This window comes from Echinicola rosea (assembly GCF_005281475.1).
GTDB lineage: Bacteria > Bacteroidota > Bacteroidia > Cytophagales > Cyclobacteriaceae > Echinicola > Echinicola rosea.
This window is the reverse complement of the sequence record NZ_CP040106.1, coordinates 5,436,924-5,452,399: the sequence shown is the minus strand read 5'-3', so window position 1 is coordinate 5,452,399 and position 15,476 is coordinate 5,436,924. Positions and strand designations below refer to the sequence as shown.

Here is a 15,476-nt window from a genome sequence, read left to right as displayed (position 1 = left end):
ACCAAAAAAAGAAGATAATCATGAATAATATAAAAATAATGTCCCTAGGCCTGCTGGTACTTATGCTTGCCAGTGCCTGTGGTAATCAGTTGGACCTTTATCCACGGTCGGCCGTCTCTTCCGAATCTGATCTTACCGAAGATGATGTGGAATCGTTCCTGATCGGTGTCTATCAGTCTGTTCAGAACGATCCTGGAAGGGAATCGTACATTTTGCCCGATCTGGTGGGGGGAGACCTCAATTCTGCCGGTTCTACCAATGGCGGTGGTACCAATGCCTTTATCAGCAATATCCTTCGCCCGGAGCACGGATATGTCAACAGTTCCTGGAAAGGATACTACGAAGCACTCTATCAGGTAAATACCTTGATCGCCAATGTCAAGGAGATGACTCCTTCCGATAGGATCAATCAGGTAAACGGAACGGCACACTACTTCAGGGCCTATATCTATTATAATTTATTGATCAAATTTGGCGGTGTACCGATCATCAGGGAAAATACCCAGGAAAAGTTGCCAAGGAATTCTGCCGAGGAGGTTTGGCAATTTATCGAGGAGGACCTGTCGGTGGCCATTGAACAAGCTCCGGATTTCAACGGGGAACTGGGCGGTGATTTTAACTATGTGTCCAGCCAAGCTGCCAAGGCCCTGATGGCCCGTGCCAAGCTGGGGCAGGGAAAAATGGACGAAGCGGCTACCTTGTCCGAAGAACTGATCAATTCGCCCTATCTCAGCTTGGACAGTTTTGATAAAATGTTCAGGAGACAGGATAACAGTGAGTTGATTTTTGCTTTTGTAAATCTCACCATTGAGTCCAGCATCAACCTTTCCACGCTGTTTTACACCTATGCCCATCCCCAGAGTGGTTCGTATGTTTTCAAGCCCAACCCCTGGGCGATGGAAATGTTCTCCGGATCCGATTTACGGGCGGAAGTTTCTGTGGATACCTATGATGGACTGGACGTGGTCAATAAATACCCCAGTGGCCAGACCGGTACAGACCAGCTCAACGTGAGCAGGCTGGCCGAGATGTACTTGATCAGTGCAGAGGCGCAGGGACTGGCAGGACTCGATCGGCTCAATGAACTTCGGGAAGCCCGCGGACTAGGGCCGGTGTCACCTTCCAACGAGGAGGACTACCTTGAGCTGGTCTTGGAAGAGAGGAGAAGGGAGCTTTTTGCCGAAGGCTTCAGATGGGTGGACTTGGTACGGACGGGAAAGGCCGTGGAAGAATTGGGCATACAGCAGCGCGAAACCCTCATGCCCATACCGGAGACGGAGTTGTTGTTAAATGAAAAACTGGAACAAAACCCGGGATATTGATCCCTAAAAAGGCAAAAAAGTGATGAAAAAATACCTCAATTACTACTATGCATTTCTGTTGGCGACCTCTATGGTTTTGATGGCCGCCAGCTGTAAAAACGACGATATCCAGCCGACAGTGCTGGACAAAGAACTGAGCGCCATCACCCAAAGGCTGGCCGACAGTACGGAATTGGTCAGCGAAGTCTTTTGGGACACGACCTTTACGGTGGCTCCTGGGGTGGAGGAGACGGATATCCATTATTTGTCCATGAAGGGACTTACCATGCGGATGTTTGTAGTTAAGATAGACCTGAAAGAGGAGGGCGTCGAACTGTTTCCGTTGACACCATTTGCGAGCAGCGGTTTTGGAATGCAGCCGATTCCTGAAATGATGGAATGGGTGGATGTGCCCGGAAAGAAAGTTGTGGGCGGTGTCAATGCCGATTTTTTCAATATGGATACCGGAGAGCCCCGTGGCGTAGTCCATCTCCACGGAGAAGCCATTAAGACGACCCCAATGGTAGGAAGGTCCTTCTTTGGCGTGGACGAAAACGGGAGATTGGTAATAGAGCATTCCGATGATTATCCCGAATTCCAGGACGGATTGTACGATGCCTTGGGCGCTGGAGACTTGCTGATCAAGGATTATAATTTGGTACCTATCCCGAGCGAAGACATCCATCCAAGGACTGCGGTCGGTATTACCGATGCCGAAGAGGTTTATTTTATGGTAGTGGATGGTCGGCAGTTTGATTACTCCAACGGGCTTTCACTATCGGAAGTGGCCGAGGTATTTCAGGCACTGGGTGTACGGGATGCCACTAACCTCGATGGGGGCGGCTCTTCTACTTTTGTGACCTTGCACAGTTTAGAAGATGTATTTCATGTACGTAACCGTCCATCTGATGGGACACCACGTCCTGTGGCAAATGGCTGGGCAATTTTGGTAAACGAAAACGAATAGATGATGGATATAAAAATGAAAAGTGTGTATAGATTTCCATTGTTGGCCATCATCCTTTCGGCCTTGCTGGTTCTTGGCTGTGACAATGATGATGTGACACCCCAAAGCAGCTTGGCTCCTTTTATATACGCCATGAGCCCTGAGGAAGGTAATGCGAAGGATGTGGTAACCATCCAAGGAAGGGATTTCAGTGGTAACAGGGAAGCAAATGCCGTTTCCTTTAACGGGATTTCGGCCACGGTTTTGGAAGCAACAAACAGTAGGCTTCAGGTGGTGGTCCCCGAAGGTGAGGGACTGCAAACGATAGAGGTGAGCGTAAACGGTGTCAGTGCCGATGGCGCTTCGCTTGAATTCAGCCATGTGGTCCGGCCTGCCAATTATAGGGTTTCGACGCTGGCAGGGAACAGTGACTATGGCTTGGTAGACGGCGTTGGCAATGGAGCTTCCTTCAGGAATCCCGAAGGGGTGGCAGCTCATCCTGATGGCTCTCTTATCATCACGGACAGGAGCAATAGCAGTATTCGCCAAGTGACCTTGGATGGTACAGTGACCACAGTGCTGGGAACTGGTCAGAGGGGGTATTTGGATGGCCCTGTGGCAGGTGCGCTGTTGGACTATCCCTGGAAGTCCTGTGTGGACCAGGAAGGCAATATCTATGTCGCAGACCGTGATAATCACGTCATCAGGAAAATAGATACCCAAGGCACGGTAAGTACCGTGGCAGGAACCGGTGAGGCCGGATTCAATGACGGTGCCGCAGGCGAAGCGCAGTTTGACCAGCCACTGGATGTAGTCGTGACTGAGGAAGGGGTACTCTATGTCGCAGACAACCGTAACCACCGCATTCGGAAAATCGATGTGGATGGAACGGTCAGTACGATCGCCGGAAGTGAGCAAGGCGATCAAAATGGCACATTGGAAGAAGCGACTTTCCGGTACCCTTCTGGTTTGGACATCGATGCGCAGGGCAACATTTTCGTAGCCGACCGGATCAATCATTTGATCAGAAAAATAGAGCTGAATGTTGGTCAAGTCACGACGGTAGCTGGCGACGGGTCACAAGGTACACGAGATGGCCAAGCTGCAAATGCCCAGTTTAACAACCCTTATGGGATTAGTGTGGGAAATGACGGTGAACTGATCATAGCGGACCTGTCCAATCACAAGGTCAGGTTGATCGATAATGAAGAAGTCATCACCATTGCAGGATCGGTAAGCGGGTTCCTTGATGGGGTAGGAGTGACCGCCCAGTTTTACAATCCTACCGATGTGACTTTCCACGATGGTGTGATTTACGTAGCCGATCTGGGAAATCATAGGGTAAGGAAAATTGAGGAGGAATAGATACAAGTAAGATCAATGTAAATAACAATTGCTTGCACAGAAAGCAGAATCCCTTTCGAAATTTATCGGAAGGGATTTTTTTGGATTGTTACCCAGCTTTTTAGGGGTATGCCACGATGCACACCTTCTGCTAAGGTGTTATCAAAAAATGAATTTTTATACATAAAGTCGAATGAAATTGCTGTTTTAAGCGTTTATTTTATAAATTCGCACTCCTACCGCCATCAGAATTGAAAATTTTAGTAACCTTGAGTACCGTTTTGGTGTTTAATGGTTTTGAAAAAGGTATCCAACTATTTCGATTAATCTGTAGTAAACTTTATGAGTACTTTATCACCTTTGAAGAGGCTGTGGCGGCTACTGAAACTTTATAAGCCCGAGATAAGGCAGATTTATACCTATGCCGTTTTCATTGGCGTCGTAAACCTGTCTCTTCCACTGGGTATTCAGGCCATCATCAACTTTCTGCAGACCGGCCAGTTGTCTTCCTCTTGGTTTATTTTGGTCATTGTCGTATTACTGGGCATCGCCGTGGCAGGGGTGCTCCAAGTGCTACAGCTACGTTTGGTGGAGAATATCCAGCAAGATATTTTTGCCCGGTCGGCCTTTGAATTTGCCTTTCGGTTTCCGAAAATGAAGGCCAAAGAGGTAGATAGCATCCATGCACCGGAACTGGCCAACCGTTTTTTTGACACGCTGACCATTCAGAAAGGCCTGCCGAAGATATTGATTGACCTTTCCGTATCTACCTTCCAGATTTTATTTGGACTCCTGTTGCTTTCAGTTTATAGCCTTTATTTTATCGGTATGGGATTGGTGATGATCCTGATTCTTTATGTCTTGGTAAAGGTTACCGGAAAAATCGGACTGGACACCAGTTTGGAGGAAAGTAAATACAAGTATCGATTGGCCCACTGGCTGGAAGAAATCGGCCGGGCAAGAAGGACTTTTCAGATAAACGATCCCTCTTCATTCCACTTGAGGAAGACCGATAGCATTACCGCCGATTATATCCACGGTCGGGAGTCGCATTTTAAGGTGCTGATGGACCAGTTCAAATCTTTTGTGGGCTTTAAGATACTGATTGCTGCGGGTATTCTGGTAGTGGGTGGACTGTTGGTGTTTAACCAACAAATGAATATTGGGCAGTTTGTGGCTGCGGAAATTGTGATCATCCTGATCATCAATTCAGTGGAAAAGCTACTACAGGTGTGGGACAGCGTATATGATGTGCTCACGGCATTTGACAAAATTGGTTTTGTGACCGATCTGGAACTTGAACAGCGCAAAGGCCAGGAGGTAATTTCCCCGAATTCGGATTGTTCACTGACCTTGAAAAAAGCCACTTTCAAGCACAAGGACGCTTTGGAACCTGTCTTTAGCGATCTTGACCTGGTCATTCCGGCCAAAGCCAGAGCAGTGCTAAATAGCGAGACGGGATCAGGAAAATCCACCTTGCTACAGGTCATCGCAGGGGTGCAGGACCTGGAGTCGGGCGATGTTTTGCTGAACGACATTTCGTATAACGTGCTGAGCCGGAAAAGCCTTCATCAGCAGTTGGGTGTCGTCTTTGCCTCTAACCAGATTTTTAATGCCACTATCCGTGAAAATATCCTGGTGGGCAGGGAGGTTTCGGAAAAAGAACTCTTACAGGTACTGCGAGACTTGGATTTGGAAGACTATATTAAGGGATTACCCCAAGGGCTGGAAACCATTATGGACAGTGGGGGAAGAAGGACCCCGAGGTGTGTGATCCAAAAAATACACTTGGCGCGGGCCATTTGCCACTGTCCCGGGTTATTGCTGATGGAAGATCCTTTGGTCAATGTTCCTACGGGCGAAAAGGTCAAATTGATCCAATACTTGACCGATGAAAAGCGGCCTTGGACCTTGATGGTCATCAGTGATGACCAAGAATGGCTGAAAAGAAGTACAATGACCGTGAAGCTGTAATCCGCTATGCTGAATATCTCTGAAAACAGTATCCATAATTATATCAAAAAAAAGGACTTTAAGGCCTTTAAGGTACTGGAAGATGCCAAGGCTTTCCAGTTTTCCCGCAGGACTTTTCTGATCATTTTTGTGGTCTTTGGAGCTTCCATGTTTTTGCCGTGGACCCAAAACATCCAAACCGATGGCTATGTCACCACCCGGTCGCCAGAGCAACGGCCACAGGCCATCCAGTCAGTGATATCGGGTCGGTTGGAACGGTGGTATGTCAAGGAGGGGGACTTTGTCCAAAAGGGCGATACGCTGGTCCATATCTCCGATGCAAAGAGTGAATACTTTGACCCTAACCTGTTGGAAAGGACCACCGAGCAATTGGACGCAAAGACCCAAAGTGCGGATTCTTACGAAATGAAGGTGGCTGCGCTGCGCTCGCAGTACCAGGCCGTGAAAGAAGCACTTGACTTTAAGCTCCGGCAGCTGGACAACAAGATACTGCAGGCTCAGAACAAAGTCGAAATGGACAGCATGGACCTGGTGGCCTTTAAGACCAATCTTTCCATTGCCGAAAACCAATTGCAACGGACTACTGAGTTGCATTCGAAAGGACTCAAGTCGCTAACCGAACTGCAGGAGAAGGAACTGAAGGTACAGGAAACACGTGCCAAAGTGACCGTACAGCAAAACAAATTGACCAACCAGCGCAACGAACTGCTCAACCTGGACCTCCAGATATCTTCCACCGAAAGGGAATATCGGGACAAGCTGGCAAAGGTGCAGTCGGACATCCAAACGGCCCTTTCTTCCAAATTGGGAACCTTCGCCGATGCTTCCAAACTGCGCAACCAGCTAAGAAACTATACAGAACGGCAAGAACGGTATTATGTGACCGCACCGCAGTCTGGATACGTCACTAAGACCGTAACAAAGGGCCTCGGGGAAATGATCAAAGAGGGCACCGATATCATGACCATTGTTCCGGACAGGGTGGACATGGCCGTGGAAGTGTACGTACGTCCACGGGATCTTCCGTTGGTACAGCAAAATGAAAAGGTTCGCCTGCGCTTTGATGGGTGGCCCGCCATCGTCATCAGTGGCTGGCCGGAGGCATCCACGGGGATATTTTCCGGACAGGTAGTGGCCATGGACCGGTTTATTAGTACCAATGGGTACTACAGGCTGCTGGTCACCCCCGATCCGGATGACCGTAAGTGGCCCGAAAGGCTCAGCATCGGCACCGGGGCACGCGCATTCCTTTTGCTGAACGATGTGCCATTGTGGTACGAAATATGGCGGCAACTGAATGGCTTCCCCACAGATTATTATAGCGAAGAGAAGGCCAACCCCAAAGGGATCAAGTTAAAGGCTCCCTTAAAATCGGTAAAATAAAGCATCGACATGATCAAGGTGGTAATCTATACATATTTTTGGTGTTTATGTACCATGTGCCTGTTGCCGAGAGCCCAGGCACAAGATAGTGGGGTGCTTGATTTTGAACAGTACATTCAGGATGTGCTGGCACACCATCCCTTGTCTGCCAAGGCGAGGTTAAATGCCCAAAAGGCAGAAGCAACGGTGCGGGCGGCGCGTGGAAATTTTGACCCCGTAGCCAGTGCAGATTTCAGCCAAAAGCATTATGATGAGGAAATCTATTACCGCAAGCTTGCTTCAGGTGTGAGGATTCCTACCGTGGCGGGCTTTGACCTCGTGGCCGGGTATGAGAAAAATTCGGGGTATAACCTGAACCCGGAAAACTATATCGCAGGGGACGATGGGCTCTGGAATGCAGGCATTGAGTTGAATGTCCTCCAAGGCCTGCTGATGGACGAAGGCAGGACAGCCCTGAAGCAGGCGAAGGCCTATGCGGCAATCGCCGAACAAGAGCAGGTGCTTCAGACCAATGACCTTTATTTCAGCGCGGCCGAGGCCTATTTTTATTGGGCCAACAGCCACCAGTCCCTGTCGATCGTAAAAGAAAGCGTCGAACTGGCCGGGAATTACTTCGAAAATACCAAAACGGCTTATATAAATGGGGAAAAGACGGCCATGGATACCTTGGAAGCCTTTACCGTATGGCAAGATCGCCAAAACCTGTTGCAATCTGCACAGTCCAGTTATGTGTCCACGGTACGGAACCTGGAAAATTTCTTGTGGGACCAAGATGGAAATGCCTACCTCCAGGGGCGGGCACCAGAGCAACTTGAATCCCTCCGTGAAGAAGTCACGGTGCCACCATATGCCATTGATTCGTTGGAGCAGCATCCCATGCTCCAAAAGAGCAGGTTGGACATCACCGCTTTAGAGGCGGAGAGGAGGATGAAACAGGAAAAACTCCTGCCTAAGCTTAAGCTTAAATACATGCCGCTGCTTACCCCGGACGGGGAAGGGCTGCCGGGATACAATGAAAACGACTATAAATGGGGTTTTTCTTTTAGCTTTCCACTCCTTTTGAGGGGCGAAAGGGGAAACCTACAGCTCAGCAAGATCAAGGTACGGGAAAAGCTCCTGGACCTGGAAAACAAGACACTCGGGCTGCAAAACAAGGTGCTTAACAGTCAAGCGCAAATAGGGCTGCTGGCCAACCAAGTGGCGAATCAGCAGCAAAACGTCGAGGGATATGAGCGGTTGTTATGGGCGGAATCCGAGAAGTTCAACTATGGGGAAAGCTCTGTATTTCTGCTGAACAAGCGGCAGGAGAAATACCTGGAGGGCCAACTCAAACTGGTGGACTTGATTACCAAGTGGCAGCTGGAGAAGCTGAAGTTTGGCTATTTTTCCAATACGCTGGAGGTTCCGGGGGAGGTACAGTAGTGTCAGTGGATTAAACCTGGCCAAAGTGCCTGTGGCGCTGAGGACAGTCCAATGAAATGAAGGATGCATGATCTTGCGGGGAGAATATCCTCGGAGACGAGTGGAGAGTAGGATGGATGGTGATTTTTTGGTTTATAATCGATCTGTACAGGTTTGATGGCCCAAATCGTGATGAGAACTGCCCCTAGACTTAAAAATTAGCGGGATTTATGTTAACTTTCCCAAACTTTACGAAACACTAATCAAAAGACAAAAAAGAACGTTATGAGCAAATTGGCTGATATAGGCCTGATAGGGCTTGCGGTAATGGGCGAAAACCTGGTGCTGAACATGGAAAGCAAAGGATTTTCCGTAGCCGTTTACAACAGGTCAACAGAAAAAGTGGACAAGTTTATCGAAGGACGTGGGGCAGGAAAAAACTTCATCGGCACCCATTCGGTAAAGGAACTGGTGGATTCCTTGCAAAAACCCAGAAAAGTAATGATGCTGGTAAAGGCGGGCGACCCGGTGGACAGCTTCATTGAGCAGATCATTCCCCACTTGGAAGAAGGCGATATTATCATTGACGGTGGAAACTCCAATTTTACCGATACGGTCCGCCGTACCGAATATGTGGAGAGCAAAGGTTTTCAGTTTATCGGAACCGGCGTATCGGGCGGAGAGATCGGCGCGTTACGCGGGCCGTCCATGATGCCCGGAGGGAGCAAGGAAGCCTGGCCTCATGTGAAGGAAATCTTCCAGTCCATATCTGCAAAAGTGGACGGGGGCGTGCCCTGTTGTGACTGGGTGGGTGCCGACGGTGCCGGCCATTATGTGAAAATGATCCATAACGGCATCGAATATGGGGATATGCAGATCATCACCGAGGCCTACCAGTTTATGAAAGACGTGCTGGGCATGAGCTATGACGAGATGCACCAGACCTTCAAAAAATGGAACAGTGAAGAGCTGGACTCCTACCTTATTGAGATTACCGCTGATATTTTGGCCTATAAGGACGTAGATGGCGAGCCGATGGTGGAGAAAATACTGGATACTGCCGGCCAAAAAGGTACTGGAAAGTGGACGGGGATAGAAGCGATGCATTTGGGAGTACCGTTGACACTGATTGCCGAGTCGGTATTTTCCAGGTTCCTGAGTGCCCAATTGGAGCTTCGTGATCAGGCGTCCCAGGTGTTTGAGGCGCCGGGAATTACCTTTGATGGTGACAAGGAAGAGATGCTGGAAAGCCTTAAAATGGCGGTGTACGGTGCCAAGATCACTTCATATGCCCAAGGCTACAACCTGTTGATGGAAGCTTCCAAGGAGCATGATTGGGATTTGAACTATGGCGATATAGCCTTGATGTGGCGTGGGGGGTGTATCATCCGCTCTGCCTTCCTCGGAGATATCAAGAAGGCCTTTGACAAGAATCCTGGTCTTCCCCATTTATTGTTGGATGATTTCTTCAAAGAAAAAGTACAAAATGCCCAAGGAGGATGGAGAAAGGTCTGTGCCGCTGCCGTGACCAACGGTATTCCAGTACCGGCCCTGAGCGCTGCTTTGGCATATTTTGACGGGTTTAGGACGAAGCGGCTTCCTGCCAATCTGCTTCAGGCACAACGCGACTATTTTGGTGCCCATACCTATGAGCGGACCGATAAGCCTAGAGGGGAATTCTTCCACACCAACTGGACAGGAGAAGGTGCCGATACCGTTTCGACGGCCTATAACAGTTAACGCACCAACATTTTAGGCTTGGCAACTTATCGTGCTATTGGAAAAAAAGCCTTGAAGCCCTTGGTCATTGGATACTGTCCGATGGCCGAGGGCTTTTTTCGTTCCGAGAGGGGATTGGAGCGTTTGATATGATCAGGTTTGATTTCCTTAATTTTTCCTTTGATTATCGTTAATTTGTTTTAGGGGTAAATATTAAATTTGTTGTATTGTCAACTTGTTGTAAGTAAGATTGTTATATGGGAGGTGTACCGGTAAGAGATATTTTTGAGCGGCTGCTTTCAGGGGAGGCCATATCCATGGATGATGCGGAATATGTAAAAATTGGGGAGGCGGTAGATCGTACTTTAGTGTTGTCCCATAAGCTGAATTCTGCGCAGACGAAAGCGGAAATCCGGGCTTGTCTTTCAGAAATCATTGGACAACCTATTCCGGAAAGTACGACTATATTCCCTCCTTTCTATACCAACGTGGGGAAGCATATTCGGTTAGGGGGCAATGTTTTTATCAACCATGCCTGTAGTTTTTTGGATTTGGGAGGAATTACCATAGAAGATGGTGTGATGATCGGTCCCCGTGTGAACATTACTTCCGAAAACCACCCAGTGGATCCCGTTGCCCGAAAAACCATGGTGCCAGCAGCAGTATTGGTAAAGCGGAATGCTTGGATAGGTGCCAATGCCACAATTTTGCCCGGTGTCACGATAGGAGAGCATGCAGTGGTAGCAGCAGGTGCAGTGGTACATAGGGATGTTCCGGCCAATAGTGTGGTCGCGGGCGTTCCCGCAAAAATCATTAAAGATCTAAACCGATAAACCATTAATGCCATGAAACGAATTACATTATTATCACTAATGATAGGCCTGCTAATACAAGGGTGTCATCAACAGGAAGCGTCCAAAGGGGAGGGTAAATCCTTGGAGGCAATTTTTCCCAAAGGAAATAAAGGACCGGCGGAATTATTTACCGGAAATGCCTATAATATTGGTTTGGTTCCGAATGATTCCGTTTATCATACAGTCGTAGGGAATGTCTATTTCGAGCCGGGAGCACGAAGCAACTGGCATACCCATCCGGGAGGACAGATTCTGATCATTACCGATGGTGAAGGATACCACCAAATAGAAGGGAAGCCCATCGAAATCATGAAAAAGGGTGATGTGGTGAAGTGTCCGCCCAATACCCGACATTGGCATGGCGCCAGTCCCGATACGGGATTGCAGCAAATGTATGTGGTAACCAACACGGACAAGGGGATTGTCGAGTGGATGGAGCCTGTAAGCGATGAAGTGTACAATAGTAAATGAGGAGCTTTTTTCTTATTTTGAGGTATGGAAGCTAAAATTGAACGGTCAGTATCAGACTTTAACAATGAGTTAAAGCTTAGGGGGTTTAATGTGTTTCAGATCGAAAAGGATGGAAATGCAACCAAGATTTACAGTAGGAAGGATTTTTATAAAATATGCCTGACCACAGGAAGAAGTATTATTCACTATTCCGACCGGAGTTTTGAAGCAGATGATACCATCTTGTTTTTTGGCAATCCCCATATCCCTTATTCCTGGGAAACATTGTCCACACGGTATGTTGGTTATACTTGTTTGTTTTCCGAGGAGTTTTTGGTTCAATCAGACCGAAGCGATATGCTGCAACAATCCCCTTTGTTCAAGTTGGGCGGTACGCCGATACTGCTGATCAATGAGCAGCAACGTGAATTTCTTAACGGGATTTTCAAGAAAATGATCGAAGAGCAGCAGTCTGATTATCCATTTAAGGACGAGCTGATCCGTAATTATATCCATTTGATATTACACGAGGCCATGAAGCTGCAGCCTTCAGAGGATTTTGAGCAGCAGAAAAATGCTTCTTCGCGGTTGACATCGGTGTTTTTGGAGTTGCTGGAGCGGCAATTCCCCATTGAGACGTCCAGTAAGCCTTTAGCGCTAAAGTCAGCGCAGGATTATGCCAATCAGCTGAATGTCCATGTCAACTATTTGAACAGGGCGGTGAAGGAGGTTACTGGAAAGCCCACTTCCGCCCATGTGTCCGATCGCGTGTTGGTGGAGGCAAAGGCTTTATTGCACCATACCAACTGGAACATCAGTGAAATTGCTTTTGCGCTCGGTTTTGATTATCCTACGTATTTTAACAATTTTTTCAAAAAGCAGACCGGTACTACGCCCAAGGCTATTCGGTTAGAGAAAGTTTGATTATGTTAACTTGTGATGGGGGCAGGGATGTGGTTTGTTGTTCCGGTATTAGGTTCGATATATTGTTGGTATTTCCTTAACTAATTATTGTTCTGTTTGTTATGATCTATTTGAGCAGTTCATGTGAGGTTTGATTTTTTTAATAAATGATTTGAAAAGCTTTATTTTTTGATAGGTGAAAGTTTGAAATTTGTAATGTTGAAAGTGTAAAGGAAATTAAAACCTCACCATAGGACATATGACAAAGAAATCCCAAATATCAGATGACAGCTCCCGGAGAGCTTTTATCCAGCAGACGGTCGTTTTGGGGGCAGGCCTGACCTTATCCAATCCAGTTTCAGTCTTTTCCAAGGGGGAAACAGCGGGAAAGACCGTAGAACCCATCAAAGCCAAGGGCTATGCAGCTACAGATGAATCCGGTGTGTTAAGCCCATGGGAGTTTGAACGGAGGCCGGTAGGGGATGATGATATCCTGATCGATGTTAAGTTTTCCAGTATTTGCCATTCTGACATCCACCAGGAAAAAGGACACTGGGGCAAGCAGGTGTATCCCCAAGTACCCGGTCATGAGATCGTCGGTGTGGTATCGGCAGTTGGCAAAAACGTTACCAAGTTCAAGGTGGGCGATCGTGCCGGGGTAGGGTGTATGGTGGACAGCTGTATGGAGTGTGAAAGCTGCACCCATGGTGAGGAACACTTTTGTGATCGCGGAGAGACGGTATTTACCTACGGATATCCTTCTGAGGAATCACCTTCAGGAATTACCCAGGGAGGTTATTCCAATAAGATGGTAGTGCGGGACCATTTTGCGGTACACATTCCCGACCAGCTCAGTTTTGAAGAAGCGGCCCCTCTTTTATGCGCAGGAATCACCACCTATTCGCCACTCATGAAAGCGCAATTTCAAGTAGGGGATAAGGTTGGGGTAGCGGGAATCGGAGGGCTTGGTCACCTGGCGGTAAAACTAGCGGTGTCCAAGGGGGGCGAAGTATATGCCTTTACCACCACCACCGAAAAAGTAGCGGATATTAAATCGTGGGGAGCCACGGAAGTAATCGTCGTGGATGAGGATTATAAAAACATGCAAGCCTTCGTTAAGACCTTGGATTATATGATCTGCACCATTCCCTACCAGTTTAACGTTTCACCATATGTGGCGTGTGTAAAGCCTCAGGGAACATTCACCTTCGTAGGGATGCCAGATGCCTCAGAAATAACCCTTAACAATCTGATGCTAGCATTTTCAAGGGTAAATTTTAATGCGTCTTTGATCGGAGGGATCCCTGAGACACAGGAGGTGGTCCATTATTGTGCGGATAATGGCATCCGGCCGCAGATTCAGAAAATTGCGGCCGAGGAGATTAATGACGCCTGGGAAAAGGTCGTCAACAAAGAAGCGCGGTATCGGTATGTGATCGATGCCGCTACATTTTAAGTCAATAAAAAAGTACACATGATGATTTTAGAAGAGAAATATTCATTGTCAAATGGGGTGGAAATTCCAAAACTGGGACTAGGTACCTGGTTTATCAGTGACGAGGATGCTGCGCAAGCTGTAAAGGAAGCGGTGGAAATCGGCTATCGCCACATCGATACCGCCCAGGCCTACGAAAATGAAGCTGGTGTGGGAAAGGGAATCCGTGAAAGCGGTTTAAAAAGAGAAGACCTGTTTGTTACGAGTAAATTGGCAGCTGAGCAGAAGACCTATGAAGGTGCCAAAGCTGCAATTGATGGTTCGTTGGAGAAAATGGGCCTTGATTATGTCGATTTGATGATCATCCATAGCCCAAAGCCATGGGAAGAATACCAGGGTGAGGACCGGTATTTTGAAGGGAACCGTGCCGCGTGGCGTGCCTTGGAAGAAGCTTATGAGGCCGGTAAACTAAGGGCAATAGGCCTCTCAAACTTTAAGGAAGTCGATATTGAAAATATCTTGACTTCCTGTACCATTAAGCCTATGGTCAACCAAATCCTGGCCCATATCAAGAATACCCCGGCCGACTTGATCCGGTTTTGTAAGGATAAGGGCATTTTGATAGAAGCTTATTCACCATTAGGACATGGCGAGTTGCTCAAAGATAAGGAGGTGGCCCAAATGGCTGAAAAATATGGTGTTTCCGTGCCACAGCTCAGCATTCGATATGATTTGCAATTGGGACTGTTACCATTGCCAAAAACAGCCAATCCGGAGCATATGAAGGCCAATGCTGCATTGGATTTTGAAATTTCCGATAAGGATATGGAGCATTTAAAGCACCTCGAACAGATAAATGACTATGGAGAGGCTACTGTGTTTCCAGTGTTTTCGGGGGATTAACAAGTAATTTTGGCGTTTTATGATTGCCTGTACCATATCGTAATCATGGAAGGATATTAAAATAAAACCACAAATACGATGGAAATTGTTAAAAATGAACAACTGAATTCAATGGAAGGGCCTGAAGATTGGTTTTCAGGTTCGGTGAGGATCGATCCCTTATTTCCCAAAAGGGAAGTTACCCAAGCGGCTGGTGCCTTAGTGACCTTCGAGGCAGGTGCCAGGACGGCTTGGCACACCCATCCAGCAGGTCAGACGCTGATCATCCAGTCAGGTTTGGGCTGGGTGCAGCGGGAGGGAGGGCCGATAGAGGTCGTTAAGCCAGGGGACATCGTTTGGTTTGAGCCAAATGAAAAACATTGGCACGGAGCTTCCTCCAATAAGGCCATGAGCCATATAGCCATTCAAGAGGAGGTAAATGGTACTGTGGTGACTTGGATGGAAAAAGTAACAGATGAGCAATACTCAAAATAGATCGTAAAATGCTATCAGAAACATTGAGCAAAGAGGAAGTCCAGCAAATTGCAGAAAAGGATGATTTTCACATCGCTCCTTTTCGGGAAGACGGTCAGACTTTTGGCACCCTCACTTGGATTTGGTCCGTAGCCGTGGACGGCAGGTTATATGTCCGTGCCTATAATGGGATTGGTTCGAGGTGGTATCAAGCTGCCATGGGTCAAAAAAGCGGTAAAATCACCGCAGTTGGACTGGAAAAGAAAGTGCGGTTTGAGCCAATATCAGGTGAGCTAAATGATAAGATTGATCAAGCGTACCGGGAAAAATACGGAGGGAGTCCATACTTGGCTCCCATGATCAGTGACCGAGCGAAGGCCGCTACTGTGGAGGTTTTGGCTGCCCAATAA

The 15,476-nt window shown here is 47.7% G+C and carries 14 protein-coding genes; all 14 read left to right on the top strand.

All coding sequences use genetic code 11. The annotated features are described in order from the left end of the window. Positions 1-20: 20 nt before the first annotated feature. Positions 21-1,322: a RagB/SusD family nutrient uptake outer membrane protein gene (locus tag FDP09_RS21220; RefSeq protein ID WP_137404509.1), complete on the top strand. Its 1,302-nt coding sequence runs from the start codon at positions 21-23 to the stop codon at positions 1,320-1,322. Between the two features lie 22 nt (positions 1,323-1,344). Next, complete coding sequence (locus FDP09_RS21215) at positions 1,345-2,268, top strand: phosphodiester glycosidase family protein (protein WP_137404508.1); 924 nt, start codon at positions 1,345-1,347, stop codon at positions 2,266-2,268. Continuing rightward, positions 2,269-3,612, top strand: coding sequence for an IPT/TIG domain-containing protein (locus FDP09_RS21210; RefSeq protein ID WP_229683318.1), 1,344 nt, complete (start codon positions 2,269-2,271; stop codon positions 3,610-3,612). Positions 3,613-3,933: 321 nt separating this feature from the next. Next, complete coding sequence (locus tag FDP09_RS21205) at positions 3,934-5,565, top strand: peptidase domain-containing ABC transporter (RefSeq protein ID WP_137404507.1); 1,632 nt, start codon at positions 3,934-3,936, stop codon at positions 5,563-5,565. 6 nt (positions 5,566-5,571) lie between these two features. Beyond that, positions 5,572-6,948 (top strand): HlyD family secretion protein, encoded by a 1,377-nt coding sequence (locus FDP09_RS21200; protein WP_137404506.1) that lies wholly within the window; start codon positions 5,572-5,574, stop codon positions 6,946-6,948. Positions 6,949-6,957: 9 nt separating this feature from the next. Further along, complete coding sequence (locus FDP09_RS21195) at positions 6,958-8,370, top strand: TolC family protein (protein ID WP_137404505.1); 1,413 nt, start codon at positions 6,958-6,960, stop codon at positions 8,368-8,370. Positions 8,371-8,634: 264 nt separating this feature from the next. Beyond that, the gene (gene gnd / locus FDP09_RS21190; RefSeq protein WP_137404504.1) at positions 8,635-10,089 is read left to right on the top strand and encodes a decarboxylating NADP(+)-dependent phosphogluconate dehydrogenase; all 1,455 of its coding nucleotides are present in this window, start codon (positions 8,635-8,637) and stop codon (positions 10,087-10,089) included. A gap of 236 nt (positions 10,090-10,325) precedes the next feature. Beyond that, entirely contained in the window at positions 10,326-10,901 is a 576-nt protein-coding gene (locus tag FDP09_RS21185; RefSeq protein WP_137404503.1) for a DapH/DapD/GlmU-related protein, read from the top strand. 12 nt (positions 10,902-10,913) lie between these two features. Further along, complete coding sequence (locus FDP09_RS21180; RefSeq protein ID WP_137404502.1) at positions 10,914-11,393, top strand: cupin domain-containing protein; 480 nt, start codon at positions 10,914-10,916, stop codon at positions 11,391-11,393. Positions 11,394-11,417: 24 nt separating this feature from the next. After that, the gene (locus FDP09_RS21175; protein ID WP_137404501.1) at positions 11,418-12,296 is read left to right on the top strand and encodes a helix-turn-helix domain-containing protein; all 879 of its coding nucleotides are present in this window, start codon (positions 11,418-11,420) and stop codon (positions 12,294-12,296) included. 238 nt (positions 12,297-12,534) lie between these two features. Next, positions 12,535-13,731 (top strand): NAD(P)-dependent alcohol dehydrogenase, encoded by a 1,197-nt coding sequence (locus FDP09_RS21170; protein ID WP_137404500.1) that lies wholly within the window; start codon positions 12,535-12,537, stop codon positions 13,729-13,731. Between the two features lie 18 nt (positions 13,732-13,749). Next, the gene (locus FDP09_RS21165; protein WP_222840305.1) at positions 13,750-14,613 is read left to right on the top strand and encodes an aldo/keto reductase; all 864 of its coding nucleotides are present in this window, start codon (positions 13,750-13,752) and stop codon (positions 14,611-14,613) included. Between the two features lie 78 nt (positions 14,614-14,691). Next, positions 14,692-15,087 carry a (R)-mandelonitrile lyase gene (locus tag FDP09_RS21160; protein ID WP_137404499.1) on the top strand — a complete coding sequence of 132 codons (396 nt, stop codon included), beginning with the start codon at positions 14,692-14,694 and terminating at the stop codon, positions 15,085-15,087. 8 nt (positions 15,088-15,095) lie between these two features. Beyond that, on the top strand, positions 15,096-15,476 hold the full coding sequence (locus FDP09_RS21155) for a DUF2255 family protein (RefSeq protein ID WP_137404498.1): 381 nt from the start codon (positions 15,096-15,098) through the stop codon (positions 15,474-15,476).